The organism is Rhodoblastus acidophilus (assembly GCF_009720655.1).
Taxonomy (GTDB): Bacteria; Pseudomonadota; Alphaproteobacteria; order Rhizobiales; family Beijerinckiaceae; genus Rhodoblastus; species Rhodoblastus acidophilus_A.
Window position 1 is genome coordinate 14107 of record NZ_WNKS01000008.1, and the last position, 17866, is coordinate 31972.

Consider the following 17866-nt stretch of genomic DNA (forward strand, 5'->3'; position numbering starts at 1 on the left):
CCCTTTACAGCGAAAAAAGGGCAGACAAGCGCTTCAAGCCGCCACCGGGAAATGCGAGCGAGCAAGCTCTCCAAGCGTATCGCTGGTCATTTGCGTCTTGGCGCCCAACACCCAAAGATCAAAAGCCGCGGCGCGGCGCATATGTGCGACTGAGGCGAATCCCGCCGTGAACAGTTCGGTCGCCAGAACCTTTTCGGTGAAGCCACACTTGTGCGCCATGTAATGGTTGCCCGAAGCCAACGCTGGGCGCAGCCCGTACAGGATATCCATGGGCGAAATCGGTCCCGCCGCCGAAATATAGGCGGGTTCAAGCAATCGGCCATCGGAAACGAGAGCGCAAACCGACTGCAGATCGGGACAGGCGATGACGGCGAAACCATCGGGTTTGAGAACGCGCAAGAATTCCTTGAGCGCCCTCGGCACCTCGTGTGGAAAGAGATGTTCGATGTTGTGCGCGGAGAAAACCGCATCGACACTCGCGTCCTCGACAGCCGCCATATCCGTCATCGTGCCCACGATGTCCGGGCGCGCGCGGGCGTCGATGTCGAAGCGAATCTCCTGCCAGTCGTGGCTGGCGAACGTCCGCGTGGTGTGCTCTTTTTGCGCGGGTCCGCATCCGACGTGCAAGAACTTTTTCATCGGTTCATCCTTTCAGGTTCGGCGCCGCTCAAGGGCCAGATCGATCGCGCATCGCTTGAATCCAACAAACGCATCACGCGCCAATGTCGAAAGGCGCGGGAGGCTCGCCTTCAGCAAACCGGCGCCACATCATCCGCAGCGCAAGTTCCAGGTCGCGAACGAATCGAGGGCCATCGCTGAAGGGCGCGTCCAGAAGCGCTCTGCGGATTTCCGGACGCAGGCGACGAAGCCGCTCCGGATCTTTCGCGAGAGCGACGGCTTTCGCGACATAATCATCCATCGAATCCGCGACGAATTCCTCATGTCCCATCGGACGGAGGAAAGCCAAAGTCTGACGGGAGGCGAGCCTGTCTCCGGGCAGGGTGATGACGGGGAGCCCCATGAAAAGACATTCGCTGGTGATTGTGGCGCCGCCGAAGGGGAAGGGATCGAGCGCGATATCGACGTCATTGTGCTCGCGCAGCATGGCGAGATAGGAGCTGGCCTCCCGCGTCTCGATGCGGTCGGCGGAGATTCCCGCCGCTTCGAAGGCGGCGATGATCGGGTCGCGAACGCCGGAATGGACGAGCGTCTTGGACTTGAGGATCAAGCGCGAATGCGGCGTCTGCTTCATGATGCGCGCCCAGAGCGCGATGACATTTGGGCCGACTTTCGTGATGTTGTTGAAGCAGCCGAATGTCACATAGCCATTGCGCAGGCATGGCGGGTCCCGCAACGGCTCGTTGGGGGCGATGGCCGTGTAGCAAAACCGTCCATGCGGCAGGCGAACGATCGCCTCCTGGTAGAAGCGATCGGACCCTTCGGGGGCCGAAATCGGATCCAGGATGATGTAGTCGATCGTCGGCAATCCGATGGTGCCGGTGAAGCCGATCCAGTGAACCTGCACCGGCGCCATGCGCGTCCCGAAAACATGGACTCGCGTCTTGTCGGTGTGACCGGAAAGATCGATCAGGATATCGATGTCGTCCGCTTGAATCGTCTTGACGACTTCGGCGTCGCTGAGCTTGGTGATATCACGCCAATGATCCGCCGTGGCCTTGAACCCTCCAGTGACGGTGTCGTGCTTCTGGCAGTTGCTGTAGTAATAGATCTCGAAACGTTCATGGTCGTGCCGCGTCAGGGCGCCATAAGTGAAGAAACCCACGGGATGGGCGCTGAAGTCCCCGGACACGTAGCCGATGCGCAATCGCCGCTCAGGTGAACGATCCCGACCGGGGAAGCTTGAATCGGTCTCGCGCGCGAATGCGCGGCCGAAGGCCCGCGCCGCGGCGAGACAGTCCTCGTTGCTGTAATCATCCAGGTATTGCATGGCCATGAGCTTGTTGCTGTGGCCGGCGGCAAGTTCCGGAGCGAGTTCGATCGCCCGTCCATAAGCATGGCAAGCTTCTTCCGTATGCCCCAACCGTTGCAGCGCGAAGCCCTTGTTGATCTGCGCGGCCCCGAAATCGCCCTTTGCGCGGAGCGCCCTTTCAAGCTTCTCCAATCCGGCTTCGGGTCGTTCCCGATTGATCAATTCCGTGCCAAGATGGTAATAGCCGGCCGCGCGAAGCCCCTCCTCCGAGAGTTCGATCGCTTTTTCAAAGGCCTCGACGGCCTTTTCGATATTGTCCAGCTTCAGCAGCGCGCAACCAAGATTGTTGTAGGCGGGAATGTAACGGGCGTCGAGCTTCAGCGACTTTTCAAAATATTCGACGGCTTCGGGGTATCGATCCTGGTTCAGCAGAATGGCGCCGGCGGTCGCCCACGCGGCCGCCATCCCCTCGTCGCAGACAAGCGCGCAGCGCGCATTTTTCATCGCCTCTTCGAACTCGTTTTCACCGAGCAGAAGCACCGCAAGGTTGTTGTAGGCTTCGGCAAAGGCCGGCCGCAGCGTCAGCGCCCGATTGAAATGGTCGCGCGCGGCGTCGACATCGCGGCGAATGCGCAAGATGTTGCCCAATGTATTATGGGCTTCGGCCAAATCCGGATTGATCTCGATGGCCAACCGGCATGCGGCCTGCGCCCCCTCGATGTCGCCGATATCGACGAGCGCCTTGGCTAAATTGGCGTGCGCCGTCGCCCGGCGCGGTTTCATTTCGATGGCTCGTTCGTAGCTTGCGACCGCCTCGCGGCGCTGGCCGAGGGCGATCTGGACATTGCCAAGCGCCTCATACGCTTCCGGATAGGTCGCGCGCAATTCGAGCGCCCGATAGATGCTGGCCAGGGCGTCATGGGGCCGCTTGAGCGCGAGGCGCACCAGACCGAGATTGTTGAAAAAGGTCGGGTGAGGGCGCAACTTCACCGCCGCGCCGATGAACGCCTCCGCGACATCGGGCCGGTCGGCCGAAAACGCCAGCACGCCCATGCCATGCAGGGCGTCGGCGTGATCGGGACGACAGGAGAGAATGGCGCGATAAAGCGCCTCGGCCTCTTCCAGCCTGCCCTGGTCGTGGGCGGCCTTCGCCAGCTCAAAGCTCTGCCGAACGATGTCATCCGGAGACAGGGACGTATCCGCGACGTCGTCCTTTTGGCTGAGGGAAGCTTGCATGCCGATCTCCTGACTTGCGCGTGGCGCAAACGCAAGAGAGCAGGTCAAGCTGGCGCGGGGCTGGCGCCAGAAAGCAAAAAAAACCGCGCCTGTGAAGGCGCGGTTTCCTTGAAAAACCTGAAGCTGATTACTGGAAGAGCTTCAGGATCATCTGGGTCGACTGGTTGGCGATCGACAGCGACTGAACGCCAAGTTGCTGCTGGGTCTGCAGCGCCTGCAACCGGGTCGAAACCTGGTTCATGTCGGCGTCGACAAGGGCGGAAATGCCGTTGGAGAGATTCGCCTGCATGGCGGAGACGAAGGTCGCCTGCGTGCTGACCTGCGTCTCGACCGAGCCGACGGAGCTCGCGGAGGTTTCAAGCAGCGAGATCGTGTTGTTGATCGACGTCAGCATGTCCTCGATTTGCGACTGCGCCGAAGAGACCGTCACGTCGAAGGCGCCGGTGCCAAGCACCGAGCCGGTGCCGCCGGCAGTGGGCGTGCCGCCCAGAATGCCGCCCGTGGCCGAAGCAATGTCCGAGGCCACGCCAATGAACAGATTGATGTCCGAGCCTGCGGTGCTGATCGTCTGGACGCCGCCGTCATTCGTGTAGCCGCCGACCAGGGTGATCGTGCTGCTGACGGACGCATTGGCCGTGCCTGTGACGGTGCCGTTCATCCAGTTCTGTTCATTGAAGGTCCCGCCGTTGGCGATCTGAATCAAGGAATTTTGCTGGGCCTTGATGTCTTCCTGGATTTTCGCGAGATCCTGGGTCGGGTCTTCAGCGAGAACGAGGTCGGCCTTGATCTTGTTGACGACCGAGATCGCCGCCTTGATGCCAGAGGTAAAGTTCGCCAGCATCGCCGAAGTGGTCTTCAGCGACGAGCCGACCGCGCCCAGGGCGCCATTGTCGGAGTTCATCGTCTGGGCGATCGACCAGTAGGCGCCGTTGTCCTTGGCGCTGCCAACAGCGAGGCCGGTGGAGAGCTGCTCCTGGGTCGTGGCGAGAGACTTCTGCGTGTTGGCGAGGTTTTGCAGCGCAGTCAGAGCAGAGGCGTTCGTGAGAATGGAGGGCATGGTGAACTGTTCCTGTGGGGCGTTGAAATCATGTTGAGGAACATCTCGGGCTGACCGGAACAACGGAGACGGCGTCATGCCTTCGAGCCTCTGGTGGGCTCAACCCGTTGTGCATGGTTCGCAACCTATCCGGGAATAATTGCCAAGGCGTTAATTTCTGGCTGGTTCCGCATTTTCCAGTTAAACGCCAGGAACGCCTTTGTTTTTTTGGGTCTTCGACGCGCAGGCCCGCCGAGCGGGTCAGACGATTTCCGAAGAATCAATTCGGAAATCGTATTCCGCTCGCGCGGAAATCCGCCCTTCGCCTGGAGGATTTCCGCGCGATTTCGTTTTCGCGGATCGCGAAGCGATCTTGCGGAAACCGTATCAGACGTTTTAACCCTGCCGTCGCGGCGCACGCGTTCAATTCACGGAGCGCACCAGGCTCCCGATCAACATGTTCCAGCCGTCGATCAGCACGAAAAACAACAGCTTCATCGGCAGCGAGATCATCGACGGCGGCAGCATCATCATGCCCATCGACATGGTCAGCGTCGCCACGATCATGTCGATGATCAGGAACGGCAGCAGAATCAGAAAACCCATTTCGAAGCCGCGCCGCAACTCCGAAATCATGAAGGCGGGAATCAGCACGCGGAGATCCGCCTTGCTGCGATCCGTGATCTCGAATGAGCCCTTCGAGAGATCCTCGAACATGCGCAAGTCCTTCTCGCGCGTCTGATTCGCCATGAACGCGCGGAACGGTTCGACGATTCTGGGAAAGGCCTGTTCCTCGGTGATCTGGTTGTCCATCATCGGCTTCACGCCGTCCTTCCAAGCCTTGTCGAAGGTCGGCGCCATGACGAAGAAGGTCATGAACAAGGCGAGGCTGATCAGCACGAGATTGGCGGGCGTGCTCTGCAAGCCTATGCCGGAGCGCAGGAACGACAGGGCGACCGCGAATCGCGTAAAACTGGTCACCATCATCAGCAGGCCCGGCGCCAGCGACAGCACCGTAAGCAAGGCGACGAGCTGGATGATCCGGCCGCTCGCGAGGCCGCCGATGGAATTGAGCGCGGCCGCGAGATCGCTCGAAGGCGGCGCGGCGGGGGCGCCCCCCGGCGCGGCGAAAGCGGTCGCGGCGGAGGCGAGAACGAGGACAAGCGGCAGAAAACGGCGAATCATTGCACCACCAGCGCCTTGATGATGAATTTCTTGACGGCGCCCTGCGAACGCGTCTGCACCCGTTCGTTGATGTCGGAGCGCAGATGTTCGAGTCCGGCGACGCCCTGGATCTGCTCGAGCGTCTGCGTGCGCAGGAAGGCGAGGATGTCGGCGGAGATTTCCGCCGCCAGCGCGTCGCCGCGCGGCAGGGTCTTGCCCTCGAACAGGATCGCCCCTTCGATTCGCACCCAGACCTCCTTGGGCGAGGCCAGATTGGTGACGGCGGGCGGCACGTCCACGCTGCCCATATGCACGACGGGCGCCTCCCTGGCCTCTTCCCTGCGTTCGCCGGGTTTGGCGCCCTCGCTGGCGGGCGGCGCATGAGCGGCGGGCTTGTTCATCATGCCGACGCCCGCGCCGACGCCGCCCGCGATCACGCCGGCCACGACAAAGCCGATGGCGTTCTGCGCCATGCTCATGCCGCCCTTTTCCTTGCCCGCATCCTTGTCCTGCGGCTTCGGCTTTTTCTCCGCCATGCTCGCTCCGTCAGAATGGCTTTGCGGCGTCGAAAATCTGCTGCCCCCAGGAGGGCTGCTGGACGTCCATGATTCGGCCCTTGCCGCCGTAGGAAATGCGCGCCTCGGCGATCTTGTCGTAGGAGATCAGGTTGTTGGCGCTGATGTCGCGGGGACGGACGATGCCGGCGATCTCCAATTGCCGCATCTCGAAATTGACCCGCACCTCCTGCGTGCCGCTGATCACCAGATTGCCGTTGGGCAGAACGCGCGTCACCACGGCCGCGACCGCCAGCTGGATCTTTTCGGAACGATCGATGCTGCCCTGTCCGTTCGAGGACGACGACGCGTTGATGTCGCCGGCGGCGTTGACCTTGTGGGTCGCCGAATCCAGGCCGAACGTCCAGTCGAAGCCGCCGGTTTCCTGCGCCGTTTGCGAGCGCCCGCTGGTGTTGCCGAAGGTCGCCTTGTCATTGATGTAAATGCTCACGGTGATGACGTCGCCGATTTTCGAGGCGCGCGAATCGGTGAACAGGTTGGCGGCGCCGTCCTGGAACAGCGAACTGCCGGTGCTGGCCCTGGGCATGTCGATGTTCATCACGGCGGGATCGGTGCGCGCGACAAAACCGCTGCCGACCGGCGACATGCTCGGCTCCTGGAACAGGTCGGGTTTTCGAGCGCAACCGCCGGCCAGGAGAGCAAGGGCGAGCGCGAGAGCAAGGCGTTTCACGATTTTTTCTCGTCGGATTTGGCGGCGGCGCCTGACAGCAGGTCGCTGAGGCGCGCGGCGCGCTCGGCGCTCATCTCTCCCAGCACCGCGCTGGCGACGGCGGGCTTGAGCTTGAGCAGGATGGCGGTGGCCGAATCGTCGTCCATGGCGGAAATCTGCGCCGACGCCGCCTCGGGTTTCATTTTTGAGTAGATCGCGGTGAGACTCTCATTGGCGCGCGCCAAGAGCTCCTCGCGCTTGCGCACCCAGTCGCGCACCTCGGCCTGCTTGGCCTCGAGCTCCGCGATCTTGGCGACCATCTGCGCCTGAAGCGCCTTGACGCGTTCCTCCTGCCAGGACAGGCGGGTCGCGGCGGCGGAGCTGGCGACGGCGCCGCAGAAATTCTCGACCCCCTTCACGCCCTCGACCACAGGCGGCTTGGGCTGCGGCGGCAGCGGTTTTCTCAGCTGCACTTTTCGCAAACCCGGCATGTCGGGCTCGGTCTTGGGCGGCTCTTTCTTCTTTTCCTCGCCACCGGCGCCGCCGTGGTCGCCGCCGCCGCCATGCTCCGCGGCGAGGGCCGGCGCACCGGCGAGGGCGCAGGCGAGAAAGACAGCAAGGAGGTTTGGGGGTGTCATGGAGCGGGTCTTCCTTCGCCCGCACTGTCGCCCTGCAAGCTTGCGCCGCGCTGGCGCAAATCATTTACCGCTTCCCGCCTTGCGGGCGAGAAACGGTCAGGAGCGAACGCGACCGGAAGGGCGTCGCTAAGCAGGATTTCCGAAAAGTGGCCCCCGATTTTCGGATGAAAATCCCGCGAAAACAAAGGAGCCTAAGCAAACATGCGTTGGGCGACCAACGCATGTTTGCTTAGACGCCCGTCTCGCCAAGGGCTTTGGCTGATGCCAGGGAAGCATGATCGCGCCGGCGCGCGATCATCGCACTCATTGGATCACGATGTCCGCCTGCAGCGCGCCGGCCGATTTGATCGCCTGAAGAATGGCGATGATGCCCTGCGGCTTCACGCCGATCTGGTTGAGCCCGCGCACCAGGCCGCGCAGGGACCGCCCGCCCAGCATGGCGACGGAGCCGCCGCCCTGCCTGGCGTCGATCTCGGTCTGCGGCGTCACCACGGTCCTGCCCCTCGAGAACGGCGCGGGCTGCGACACCTGCGGCGTCTCGGTGATGCGCACGGTGAGCGCCCCCTGTGTGACGGCGACGGGCGTAATCTGAACGTCCTGGCCGATCACCACCGTGCCGGTGCGGGCGTCGAGCACAACGCGCGCGGGCGCGTCGGGCTCGACCAGCAATTCGCCGATCTCGGCGATGAAGTGCGTGGCGCCGACGCCCGGCGGCTTCTGCAATGTGACGGTATTGGGGCTGTCCTCGCGCGCCGTGCGCCGGCGGTAGGTCGCCGCGCTATAGGCGTTGATGGCGTCGGCGATGCGCACGGCGGTGCTGAAGTCGGGATTGCGCAATTCAAGGCTCATCGTCGCCTGGTCGCCGAGCCGCGTGAGCAGTTCGCGCTCGACCGTGGCGCCATTGGGCACGTGGCCGGTCGTCGGCACGCCCTGGGTGAGGGTTTCCCCCTGCCCTTGCGCGTTGAAACCCGTCACCGCCACCGCTCCCTGCGACACCGCATAGACCTGCCCGTCGGCAGCCGTCAGGGTGGTGAGCAGCAGCGTGCCGCCCATCAGCGAGGAGGCGTCGCCCAGAGACGAGACGGTGACATCGATCCTCGTCCCCTTCGCGGCGAAGGGCGGCAGTTCGGCCGTGACCATGACAGCCGCCACATTGCGGGTGCGAAGATTGGCGCTGCGCACGTTGACGCCCATGCGGTCCATCATCGCCTGAAGGGATTGTCCCGTGAACGGCGCGTTCTGCAAGGTGTCGCCGGTGCCCTGCAAGCCGACGACAAGACCGTAGCCGACGAGCTGGTTTTCGCGCACGCCCTTGACGGAGGCCACGTCCTTGATGCGCACGGCGCCATGGGCGCATGAGAGCGACACGAAAAACGCCAGAAGCACCGCGAAAAGTTTCATCTCAGCCGCCATTCACCAAAACCGATCCGTCCGCCTGAATGGCGCCGAAAACGACGATTCCGCTCTCGATGTTGCGCACCTGGACGATCTGGCCGACGTAGCCGTTTTGCAAAGCCTGCGCGGTGGTGGCGATGCTCAACCCGTCCTTCTCGTAGACGAGTTGCACCAGTCCGCCCATCGACACCGCGCGCGGCTCCTCGACGGCAATGGCGGGAATCGCCTTCCCCGGAAGCAGGGTGCGGCGCGCGACCTTGCCGACGAGCTGGCCGCGCGCGACGAGGTAGCCGCCGAGATCCGCGTTCGGCTCGGAGACCTCGCCCAGCATGGCGTCGGTGATCCGGTCGCCGGGATAGATGACCTGCGTTGGCGCGACGATCTCGCGCGAGCCGGCGCAGGCGACGGATGAGGCCGCAAGCGTTGCGGCCAGGGCGAGAAGCCGTGCAAGAAAACCCATGATCAAGACGTCCTCAGGTTGGCGATGGTCCCGGCCATGGAGCTTGCGGCTTCGAGCACCTTGGAGTTCATCTCATAGGCGCGCTGCGCCTGGATCATCGTCGCGATCTCCGAGACCGGATCGACGTTCGACGCCTCGAGATAGCCCTGCTTGATCTTGCCGATGCCGGGATCGCCGGGCACGCCGGTCACCGCCTGGCCTGAGGCCGCCGTGGGCTGGAACAGGTTGCTGCCCAGCGCCATCAGGCCGGGTTCGTTGACGAAGGTCGCCAGAGTCAACTGGCCGAGCTGCTGCGGATTGGTCTGGCCGCCGATCGTCGCGGAGACAATGCCGGTTTCGCTGACCGTGATCGCGGTGGTGTTGTTCGGCACCACCATGTTCGGCATGATGGCATAGCCGTCGGTGTTGACGATCTGCCCCTGCGCGTTGGTGGAAAGCGAACCCGCCCGCGTGTAAAGGGTTTCGCCGCTCGGCGACTGCACCTGGAACCAGCCCCGGCCGGAAATGGCGAGATCGAGCTGGTTGTTGGTGCTGGTCATTGAGCCCTGGATCTCCAGAGGCCGGATCGCCGCGGTGCGCACGCCCAGGCCGATCTGCGCGCCCTCGGGCACCACCGAATTGGCGCCGCGGTTGGCAACGCCCTGGAGACGCTCCGCCTGATAGAGCAGATCGGTGAACTCCGCCCGCGAGCGCTTGAACGCGGTCGTGTTGATGTTGGCGATGTTGTTGGCGATGACTTCGAGGTTCTGGTTCTGGGCGTTCATGCCGGTGGCGGCGATCACAAGGGCGCGCATGAATGACTCCATAGCGTTTTCAAGCGAAGTGGATTCCGGTTCGCGTTAAGAAAACGCGTCAGACTATAAAAAGCTCTCAAATCTGCATCTGGCTGATCTGCTGATAGGCGGCGACCGCCTTGTCGCGAATGGCGACGGCGGACTGCAGGGTGCGCTCCGCCTGCATCACGCTTTCGGTCACCTGCTGCACGCTGACCTTGCCCTGGATGCCGGACATCGACACGGACTCGGCGCTTCTCAGCGTCTTCACGGCGTCGCCGGCGGCGGCGGCCAGCGCCTGGCCGAAATCGGCGCCCGCGGTCGCCGAGGCCGGCGCCGTGACGGGAGAGGACGAGGCGAGTCCGCGCGCGACATCCATGGCGACAGGTAACAAAGCTCCGATCATGTCAGCTCCTCAAGAGATCGATGGTTGCGGAAAGCATCTGGCGGGATTGCTTCACGATTTGCAGATTGGCCTCATAGGACCGATTGGCTTCGCGCATGTCGGCCATTTCGAAGAGAAGATCGACGTTGGGCATCTTCACGTGGCCGCTGGCGTCGGCGGCGGGATGTCCAGGCAGGTGCTCGGTCCGGAATGGGGTCGTGTCCGCGCCGATCGACTTGACCTGCACCAGGTTCTCGCCGCTGGCGCGATCGAGTTCGCTTTCGAAGGTGATCGTCTTGCGCGAATAGGGATCGGCGCCGGCGCTCGATCCGGTCGAAGACGCGTTGGCGATGTTTTCCGAGACGATGCGCAGGCGGGTCGACTGGCTGTGCAGACCCGAGCTGGCGATGTGCATGGAGGAGACAAGAGGATCGATCGCCATGGTCAGGCCTTCGCAGCATTCATGAGCATTTGGTGGAACGAGCGGACCACGCCGACATCGAGCGCGTGGGCGCTGCTGACCTCGCCGGCCTTGAGCATTTCCTGCTCCAGGTTGACGGAGTTGCCGGAATAGACGACATCCCAGCTCTCCGTGGGTTTTACGCGCGATTTCGAGCCCGCGAGGACGTCCGGCTTGATGTGGCCCTGCGCCGTCGCCGCCATCGGCAATTGCAGATGCGACAGCACCGAGGAAAACGGGGTTACGTCCTGCGCGCGATAGCCGGGCGTGTTGGCGTTGGCGACATTCGAGGCGATGGTCGCCTGTCGCGTCGAGAGCCAGCTCGCCTTTTGCGACGCCAGCGAAAACAGCGCCAGGGTCTCCACGGACCACCCTCCTGTGTTTGATAACCTGAACAGAAGATTAGGCGCGCAATCTTGCCTCAGGCTGGCTCAAGGGTCTGCTCGTGGTCGGGACCATGCGCCGCGACCATGTGGCGGAAGGCGTCGAACAAGCGGCGCATGTGCGCGGACTTGTAGGGGAAGGTGATGGGGCAATCGAGATCGTGCGCGATCATCGCGGCGCCGATCTCAAAAATCAGCAGGCGGCCGTCGGCCGCTTCCGCGCAGTCGATCTGCAGATAATCGAGGCCGAGGCGGCGCTTCAACGCGTCGAGCGCCGCCGCGTGTCGCGCGGCAAACGCGTCGAAGTCGCGCATAAAAACCTCTTCCTCGGCGCGATGGGCGCGATTGTGCAGCATGTCGGCGTTGAGATAATGCACCATCCAGCGCGACGACACCGCGTAGTGAATCGGCCAGGCTTTTCCGTCGATTAAGGCGATCCGAATCTTGCGATATTTGCCGTCGGCGCCCGCGTAATCGACGAAGGGCGCGACATAGAACGCGTCGCCGGCGTGGCCGCGCAGATAAGCGCCAAGCTCCGCGGCGTGTTCGATTTTTTCCAGCTCCTCGCCGGCATGGGAATCGACGGGGCGGATGATCAGCGGATAAGCGCCGCCTTCCCCCTTCGCCAGCGCGGCGCGATCGAGCCAACGGTTTTCGGGAAAATGCAAAGCCTCGACGTCGCGCAGCAAACGCCAGGCGCCGTCGCGCGTCAGGCGGGCGATGGCGGCGGGATGGTTGAGGATGGGACAAGGCCAATAGGGCGCGGCCTCGTCGATCAGGCCCAGAATCGTCTGGTTGGCGCGGGATTCCGCGACGGCGACGAAGGCGACGTCATGGGGCGGCAGCCGAAGAAAATCCGCCTCGCTCTGGACATACAAGAAATCAACGTTGATCCCAGCGCCTTCCAGCAAGAATTCCACGGGCGTGTTGGCCATGAAATCGCCGGGCGCAAGCAGGACCAGCAGGCGGGGCGCGCCGGGGATTCGCGCGTTCTGGGGGTAAAGTTTTCTGCGCGCCAACGCCTCGCCCTGCAAGCGCAAGCGCGCCGCCCGCGAGCCGCGCAACAGCTCCACGGTCGAAAGGTCCATCAGCGCATTGGCGTCGTCCGGATTGGCGGCGAGACGCGTCTGCAGCGCTTGCGCGATGGGAGCCAGCGATTCGCCGCGCATCGCGCGGCTGGTCAGCGCGGCGAGACCCATCAGCGGCGGCTCGGTCAAAATGGAGGGCGGGACGCAGGGCGAAACGGACATCGGGGAAGCTCCAGAATCGGGCCTCCGACCGTCGCGGCGCCCTCCCCTATTTTGCCGTGCGAACTTGCTCCAGGCTGGCGCCCGCGCGCAAAGGCTCGTGATGCGGCGTCGCCGCGCGTCGCGTGAGAATGACGCGATTGTCCGAATGCGGCTTGAATTCGGAGGAATAGCCGATCACGCTCTCGGCCGCGCCCAGCACCAGAAAGCCGTCGGGCGCGAGCCTTTGCGCCATGCGGTTGAGCACGTCGCGCTTCTGGTCGGGCGCGAAATAGATCAGCACGTTGCGGCAGAAGATCACGTCGAATTGGCCGAGCGCGGAGAAATCGGCCATCAGGTTCTGCAGGCGGAAGTCCACCCTGGAGCGGATGTGCTGGCTGATCACCCAATTGTCCTTGCGCTTGGAGAAATAGCGCACGAGATGCTGGGCGGGCAGGCCGCGCTGCGCCTCGAAATGGGTATAAACGCCGTCCTTCGCCTTCTTCAGCACGGTTTCGGCGATATCGGTGGCGACGATGTCCACCGTCCAGCCCGCGAGATTGCGCGCCTCCTCGTCGACGATCATGGCGAGCGAATAGGGCTCTTGCCCGGTCGAGCACGCCGCCGACCATATCCGGATTTTTCTTTGTCTCGCACGCTGCTTCAGCAGTTCCGGCAGGATGGCGTTGCGAAATCCGTCAAACGGCTGGCGGTCGCGAAAGAAGAAGGTTTCGTTGACCGTCATGGCCTCCGTCACCTTTTTCGCGAGCGTCCTGTCGGTCTCGATCATGGTGACGAGTTCGCCGAGATCGCTCAGGCCCGCCTGCTCGATCACCGGAGTCAGCCGCGCCTCGACGAGATATTTCTTCTCCTTGTCGAGCGAAAGGCCTGACGATTTCAGCAGAAAGGCTTGCAAAGCCGCGAAGGCCTGGGACATGACGCACACTCACTCAGGGACACACAAACGCATCGACCCCATCACCGCGGGTGCGGTCGATGGACTCGCCTCTTTCCCCGCCCCAAGCAGGATTTCCGAAAAGTTGCGGCCGGCTTTCGGAAAGATCCTGCAAGAAACAAGGAAGGCTGAGCATGATTCGTTGGCGAGCCAACGAATCATGCTCAGCACAAGCCGACTTCCTCGAATTTCGATTTCACGATCTGCTTGTTGAACGGCTTCATGATGTATTCGTCGGCGCCGGCCTGCATCGCCTTGGTGATGTGCTTGACGTCGCTTTCGGTGGTGCAGAACAGCACTTTCGGCGAACCGCCATTGGGCAGCTGGCGCAGGTTGATCAGGAATTCCAGCCCGTCCATCACCGGCATGTTCCAGTCCAGCAGTATGGCGTCGGGCATGTCGGCGTTCACCGCCGCCAGCGCCTTCTGGCCGTCCTCGGCCTCGCAGGTCTTGAAGTTCAGCTCTTCGAGAATCTTTTTGGCGATGCGCCGAATCATCGGCGAGTCGTCAACCACCAGCACGTTCTTCATTGTTCAGCTCCATTGCGTTTCGGAAACCGGAATTCCAGTTCAGCTCTTGTCCTCGGAGAAATCGAACACCGCGTCGACATTGAGCAGCGGCAGGATCTGTCCGCCGAACCGGTTGTAGCCGGAGGCGAATTTCGCCCGCTGTCGGCCGATATGCGGCGGCGGCGCGATAGCGTTGTCCGCCGTCAAGGTCAGGACGTCGCCGACCTCGTCGACGAGAAGCGCGAAGGCCTCCTTGTGATGTTCGATGCCGATGGCGAGGCTGCCCGGCCCGCCCGCCTCCGGCTCCAGGCCGAGGCGACGGCGCAGGCTCACCGCCGTGACGATCTTGCCGCGCAGGTTCACCAGCCCGACGATATCGGCCGGCCCGCCCGGCGCCGCGGTCACCGAGCCGATGCGGAAGATCGTCTGGACCTGCGTGACCGGCAGCCCAAAGGTGTCGCCGGCCACCTTGATCGAGAAATAGCCATCCAGCGCACTCCCGGCGGTCTGGAGACCGTCGCGTATCACTTTCGAGGATTCGTAGCTCATGCGGCCGCTCCGGCGAAAAGAACTTCGTCTTGCATGTCGTTCTGCTGCTCGATGCAGGCGTGGATCAGATCGAGCATCTGGGTGCGCTGGAACTTGCCGACCGCGCCGGCCATGCCGGCGGCGGCCGCCGCGCGCAGGATCTCGCGGGTCGCATAGGGGGCGAGCGCGATCATCGGGAAGGCGGCGCCGGCCTCGCGCAGGCGCTCCGCCAGTTCGTAACCGGCGACGTCGGGAAGCTCGATGTCGATCAGCGCCGCGTCGAACGGACCGGAATGTCCGAGCGCCGACGCGCCCTGCGCGCCCGAGCCGGCCTTCACCACTTCAAACCCATGGGCCTGAAGCGTGGAGGCGAGCATGTCGCGGAAGAAGGCGGCGTCGTCGATGAGCAGCAGCCGGCTCTTGCGGTCCTTGGGCCGCTCGGCCTGCGGACGCACGATGTCGATGAAATGCGCGATGTCGAGCAGTTCGACCACCTTGCCGTTGATCTCGGCGGCGCCGACGATGCCCGGCTGGTCGCCGGCGATCTCGACGTCGAGCTTCTCCTCGATGATGTCGACAATGGCGTCGATCAGCAGGCCGAAGGGCTCGCCATCCGGGCTGACGACGAACACAGTGTTGTCGCCTTCCCTGACCATGACGTCCGGCGCCGCGGCGACGATGGGCATCAGGCGGCCCTGGTGCTGCATCAGCATCATGCCGTTCGAGAATTCGATCTTCTCCGAGGAGACCGTCTCGATGCGGGCGATGTTGGACAAAGGCAGCACCTTGTCGACGCCGGTTCCGGCGCGGAAATAGACCAGCCTTGTCCTGTCGCCGACGCGGAGCGCGTCACTTTCGACATTGGCGGCCGAGCCTTCGCGCGACTGCTCGAGGCCGAGCGCCTGGCAGACGCCGTTCGGATCCAGGATCAACACCACCGAGCCGTCGCCGAGAATGGTGTGGCCGGAGAAGGAGGACAGATGCGACAGCGAAACGCCCATCGGCTTGACGACGATTTCCTGCACGTCCACCACCGCGTCGACCGTAATGCCGAACGCATGGGCGCCGACGCGCATGATCACGGCGAGTTGCTCGGCTTCCGCGGTGCGGTTTTCCGGCGGGGCGAGATGCAACAGCTCGGCGAGGCTGCCGATCGGAAGAACCGCTTCGCGCAGTTGCAGGATTTTCGAGCCCTGCACCAGTTCGATCTTGTGTTCGCCGCCGTTGAGGCCGACCGCCTCGACCACGGAATGCTGCGGCAGGGCGAAACGCTGGCCGCTGGCCTCCACGATCAGCGCTGGCGCGATGGCGAGCGTCAGCGGAATCTTCAGCGCGAATTTCGCGCCCTTGCCGGGCGTCGAGGTCAATGCGACGGAGCCGCCGATCGCCTGGATGTTCTCGCGCACCACGTCCATGCCGACGCCGCGCCCGGAAACATTGGTGACCTTCTCGGCCGTGGAGAAACCGGCCGCGAAGATGAAGCGGTAGATCTCCTCATCGCTCATCCGCTCCAGCTGCTGGGCCGAAGCGACGCCGAGCTGGATCGCCTTCTTCTTGATCTTGTTGATGTCGAGGCCGCGCCCGTCGTCGGCGATCTCGATGGTGATCTGTCCCGCCTCATGGGCGGCGGAAACCCGCACCGTGCCGGCGGCGGGCTTGCCGACGCGCAGGCGCTCCTCCGGAGTCTCGATGCCGTGGTCGGCGCAATTGCGGACGAGATGGGTGAGCGGATCGCGGATGAGGTCGATGAGCTGGCGGTCGAGTTCGGTGTCGGCGCCCTCGGTGACCAGATTGATCTTCTTGTTGAGATCGTTGGCGAGGTCGCGGATCATGCGCGGCAGGTTGGAGAACACCCGCTCCACCGGCTGCATGCGGGCGCGCATCACCGCGTCCTGCAGGTCGGTTGTCATGGTCGACAGCCGCTGCAGCGGCGATTTCAGCGTCTCGTCTTCCTTGTGCCGCGTCAGCTCGATGAGCTGGTTGCGGGTCAGGACCAGCTCGGAGACCAGATTCATGATCCGCTCGAGCGTATTCAGATTGATGCGGATCGTGTCCGCGCCTTTCGCGCGGCCCTCGCTGGCCTCGCCGGCCTTGGCCGCGGAGGGGTGGGCCGCCTCGGGCGCGCCCTTCACGGCGAGCGCGGCGGGAGCGGGCTCCGGCGCCTTGGCCCCTTCGGCTTTCACCGAAGCCGACTGTTCACGCCGGACGTCGAGCTTGGCGGCGCGAAGCGAGGCGACCAGCGCGTCGAGCGTTTCCTGCGTCGCCGGTCGCGCGGGGATTTCGGACACGGGCTCGGCCGGCCATTCCTCGGGCGCGGAAGCGACCGGCTCGGGCTCGGGTTCCGGCATGACCTCCTCGACCACCTCCGGTTCCGGCTCGGCCACGGCCGCGAGGGGTTCCTCGGCGGGCGCGGCGCTGGCCGCTTCGCCGCCCTGGCAGATCGCCACCTGGCGCTCAAGCAGCGCTATCATTTCGCTGTCGTCGCCCTCGGGCTCCTGGCCCGTTTCCTCGAGATCGCCGAGCAGCACCTTGACCTGGTCGACGGCGGTGAGAATGGCGGAGACGACATCCGGCGTCGCCGTCGCGCCTTCGCGCAGGCAGCCGATCAGGCTTTCCGCGTGATGGGTCAGACGTTGCAGACGCTCCAGTCCCAAAAAGCCGCATGTGCCCTTGATCGTGTGCACCAGCCGGAAAATGCTGGAGATCAGCGCGGCGTCGTCGGGGTTGCGCTCGAAGGCGACGATCTGCGCCGAGGCCGCCTCGATCTGCTCCGCCGACTCGGCGAGAAATTCCATCAACATTTCGTCCATGGCGACGCCTCAGCTCTTCTTGTTGCGGGAGCGGGACGCGCCCGCGGATGAGGGACCGCCCTCGTTGATCAACCGGTTCACATAGGCGAGGCCAATCCGCATCTGCTCGGCGGTCGCCTCACAGGATTCGACGATCGAATCGGGATAATCCGGCTGGGTGGATTCCGCCGCCAATGTGCGCTGCGCGTCGATGACGATTTGCGTCAGGCGCGAGAGAACGGATTCGAATTTCTTGCGCAGCGCCGGATCGACCTTCTCATAGGCCTCCAGCGCGTGCTTGGCGTCGGGAAGCGTCGACTGCTCGAAATATTCCGAATAGCTCCGGGGCTGCCAGGCGAGCGCCTCCTCGGTCATTTCCGGCATGGTCGGCAGGAATTCGAGCAGAAGCAGAATTTCGTTGAAAACATTGAGATAATCGTTCGCAAGCCCAGTGACCGGATTGATGATCCCGAGCACAGGCTCGGGAATCGGGGCAGGCGCTGAAAAGTCGTCGTCCTTCACCTGAAGCATAGCCATCCCGCGATACCCGCATAAGTTGTGTTCAAGATGATTTGCTCGCAAACCGATAATAAACGGTTACCATAGACACCGCAGACACATCTCCACGGTTGTAAAATGCGAAATAGTCGCGCAGCCGCGCCGGACGCCTGCAACTCTGCGTTGAAAGTCTGTTAACAAAGTCACGCCAAGATGCAGGTGCGGATCGGGCGCGCGGCGCCGGACGGCGCCGGATGAGCGGTGGCGGGAGAAACGA

The 17866-nt window shown here is 63.6% G+C and carries 19 protein-coding genes; all 19 read right to left on the reverse strand.

The genetic code is table 11. From position 1 onward, the window contains the following. Positions 1–33: 33 nt before the first annotated feature. The gene (locus tag GJ654_RS10605) at positions 34–639 is read right to left on the reverse strand and encodes a class I SAM-dependent methyltransferase (RefSeq protein ID WP_155446133.1); all 606 of its coding nucleotides are present in this window, start codon (positions 637–639) and stop codon (positions 34–36) included. 73 nt (positions 640–712) lie between these two features. After that, positions 713–3166, reverse strand: a complete 2454-nt coding sequence (locus GJ654_RS10610) for a tetratricopeptide repeat protein (protein WP_155446134.1) — start codon at positions 3164–3166, stop codon at positions 713–715. A gap of 127 nt (positions 3167–3293) precedes the next feature. Continuing rightward, positions 3294–4223 (reverse strand): flagellin, encoded by a 930-nt coding sequence (locus GJ654_RS10615; RefSeq protein ID WP_196305509.1) that lies wholly within the window; start codon positions 4221–4223, stop codon positions 3294–3296. 402 nt (positions 4224–4625) lie between these two features. Beyond that, a complete protein-coding gene (fliP, locus tag GJ654_RS10620) occupies positions 4626–5387 on the reverse strand; it encodes a flagellar type III secretion system pore protein FliP (RefSeq protein WP_155446136.1) in 762 nt (253 codons plus the stop codon). Beyond that, the gene (locus tag GJ654_RS10625) at positions 5384–5902 is read right to left on the reverse strand and encodes a flagellar basal body-associated FliL family protein (RefSeq protein WP_155446137.1); all 519 of its coding nucleotides are present in this window, start codon (positions 5900–5902) and stop codon (positions 5384–5386) included. The genes fliP and GJ654_RS10625 overlap by 4 nt, the downstream gene beginning before the upstream one ends. A gap of 10 nt (positions 5903–5912) precedes the next feature. Beyond that, positions 5913–6611: a flagellar basal body L-ring protein FlgH gene (gene flgH, locus GJ654_RS10630; RefSeq protein WP_264586211.1), complete on the reverse strand. Its 699-nt coding sequence runs from the start codon at positions 6609–6611 to the stop codon at positions 5913–5915. Further along, the gene (locus GJ654_RS10635) at positions 6608–7228 is read right to left on the reverse strand and encodes a MotE family protein (protein ID WP_155446138.1); all 621 of its coding nucleotides are present in this window, start codon (positions 7226–7228) and stop codon (positions 6608–6610) included. The genes flgH and GJ654_RS10635 overlap by 4 nt, the downstream gene beginning before the upstream one ends. Before the next feature lie 303 nt (positions 7229–7531). Beyond that, positions 7532–8629, reverse strand: coding sequence for a flagellar basal body P-ring protein FlgI (gene flgI / locus GJ654_RS10640; RefSeq protein WP_155446139.1), 1098 nt, complete (start codon positions 8627–8629; stop codon positions 7532–7534). 1 nt (position 8630) lies between these two features. Beyond that, complete coding sequence (gene flgA / locus GJ654_RS10645) at positions 8631–9083, reverse strand: flagellar basal body P-ring formation chaperone FlgA (RefSeq protein ID WP_155446140.1); 453 nt, start codon at positions 9081–9083, stop codon at positions 8631–8633. Between the two features lie 2 nt (positions 9084–9085). Then, entirely contained in the window at positions 9086–9877 is a 792-nt protein-coding gene (flgG, locus tag GJ654_RS10650; protein ID WP_155446141.1) for a flagellar basal-body rod protein FlgG, read from the reverse strand. A 76-nt stretch (positions 9878–9953) separates the two neighbouring features. Continuing rightward, on the reverse strand, positions 9954–10262 hold the full coding sequence (locus GJ654_RS10655; RefSeq protein WP_155446142.1) for a flagellar hook-basal body complex protein FliE: 309 nt from the start codon (positions 10260–10262) through the stop codon (positions 9954–9956). Between the two features lies 1 nt (position 10263). Further along, positions 10264–10683, reverse strand: coding sequence for a flagellar basal body rod protein FlgC (flgC, locus tag GJ654_RS10660; protein WP_155446143.1), 420 nt, complete (start codon positions 10681–10683; stop codon positions 10264–10266). Between the two features lie 2 nt (positions 10684–10685). After that, entirely contained in the window at positions 10686–11066 is a 381-nt protein-coding gene (flgB, locus tag GJ654_RS10665) for a flagellar basal body rod protein FlgB (RefSeq protein ID WP_264586210.1), read from the reverse strand. Between the two features lie 56 nt (positions 11067–11122). Further along, complete coding sequence (locus GJ654_RS10670) at positions 11123–12334, reverse strand: ATP-grasp domain-containing protein (protein WP_155446144.1); 1212 nt, start codon at positions 12332–12334, stop codon at positions 11123–11125. 46 nt (positions 12335–12380) lie between these two features. Next, entirely contained in the window at positions 12381–13247 is an 867-nt protein-coding gene (locus GJ654_RS10675) for a CheR family methyltransferase (protein WP_155446145.1), read from the reverse strand. A gap of 182 nt (positions 13248–13429) precedes the next feature. Then, positions 13430–13795, reverse strand: a complete 366-nt coding sequence (locus GJ654_RS10680; RefSeq protein WP_155446146.1) for a response regulator — start codon at positions 13793–13795, stop codon at positions 13430–13432. 39 nt (positions 13796–13834) lie between these two features. Continuing rightward, positions 13835–14323: a chemotaxis protein CheW gene (locus tag GJ654_RS10685; RefSeq protein ID WP_155446147.1), complete on the reverse strand. Its 489-nt coding sequence runs from the start codon at positions 14321–14323 to the stop codon at positions 13835–13837. After that, positions 14320–17112, reverse strand: a complete 2793-nt coding sequence (locus GJ654_RS10690; protein ID WP_155446148.1) for a hybrid sensor histidine kinase/response regulator — start codon at positions 17110–17112, stop codon at positions 14320–14322. The genes GJ654_RS10685 and GJ654_RS10690 overlap by 4 nt, the downstream gene beginning before the upstream one ends. Before the next feature lie 9 nt (positions 17113–17121). Beyond that, positions 17122–17628, reverse strand: coding sequence for a hypothetical protein (locus GJ654_RS10695; RefSeq protein WP_155446149.1), 507 nt, complete (start codon positions 17626–17628; stop codon positions 17122–17124). Positions 17629–17866: the final 238 nt, after the last annotated feature.

Bases quoted from the DNA above. Each gene is read 5' to 3' on its own strand.
- flgG (WP_155446141.1), bottom strand. From the start codon at position 9,877: ATGCGCGCCCTTGTGATCGCCGCCACCGGCATGAACGCCCAGAACCAG.
- GJ654_RS10605 (WP_155446133.1), bottom strand. From the start codon at position 639: ATGAAAAAGTTCTTGCACGTCGGATGCGGACCCGCGCAAAAAGAGCAC.
- GJ654_RS10615 (WP_196305509.1), bottom strand. From the start codon at position 4,223: ATGCCCTCCATTCTCACGAACGCCTCTGCTCTGACTGCGCTGCAAAAC.
- GJ654_RS10610 (WP_155446134.1), bottom strand. From the start codon at position 3,166: ATGCAAGCTTCCCTCAGCCAAAAGGACGACGTCGCGGATACGTCCCTG.
- fliP (WP_155446136.1), bottom strand. From the start codon at position 5,387: ATGATTCGCCGTTTTCTGCCGCTTGTCCTCGTTCTCGCCTCCGCCGCG.
- flgC (WP_155446143.1), bottom strand. From the start codon at position 10,683: ATGGCGATCGATCCTCTTGTCTCCTCCATGCACATCGCCAGCTCGGGT.
- GJ654_RS10670 (WP_155446144.1), bottom strand. From the start codon at position 12,334: ATGTCCGTTTCGCCCTGCGTCCCGCCCTCCATTTTGACCGAGCCGCCG.
- GJ654_RS10690 (WP_155446148.1), bottom strand. From the start codon at position 17,112: ATGGACGAAATGTTGATGGAATTTCTCGCCGAGTCGGCGGAGCAGATC.
- GJ654_RS10655 (WP_155446142.1), bottom strand. From the start codon at position 10,262: ATGATCGGAGCTTTGTTACCTGTCGCCATGGATGTCGCGCGCGGACTC.
- flgA (WP_155446140.1), bottom strand. From the start codon at position 9,083: ATGGGTTTTCTTGCACGGCTTCTCGCCCTGGCCGCAACGCTTGCGGCC.
- GJ654_RS10695 (WP_155446149.1), bottom strand. From the start codon at position 17,628: ATGGCTATGCTTCAGGTGAAGGACGACGACTTTTCAGCGCCTGCCCCG.
- GJ654_RS10680 (WP_155446146.1), bottom strand. From the start codon at position 13,795: ATGAAGAACGTGCTGGTGGTTGACGACTCGCCGATGATTCGGCGCATC.
- GJ654_RS10685 (WP_155446147.1), bottom strand. From the start codon at position 14,323: ATGAGCTACGAATCCTCGAAAGTGATACGCGACGGTCTCCAGACCGCC.
- GJ654_RS10675 (WP_155446145.1), bottom strand. From the start codon at position 13,247: ATGTCCCAGGCCTTCGCGGCTTTGCAAGCCTTTCTGCTGAAATCGTCA.
- flgI (WP_155446139.1), bottom strand. From the start codon at position 8,629: ATGAAACTTTTCGCGGTGCTTCTGGCGTTTTTCGTGTCGCTCTCATGC.
- GJ654_RS10635 (WP_155446138.1), bottom strand. From the start codon at position 7,228: ATGACACCCCCAAACCTCCTTGCTGTCTTTCTCGCCTGCGCCCTCGCC.
- GJ654_RS10625 (WP_155446137.1), bottom strand. From the start codon at position 5,902: ATGGCGGAGAAAAAGCCGAAGCCGCAGGACAAGGATGCGGGCAAGGAA.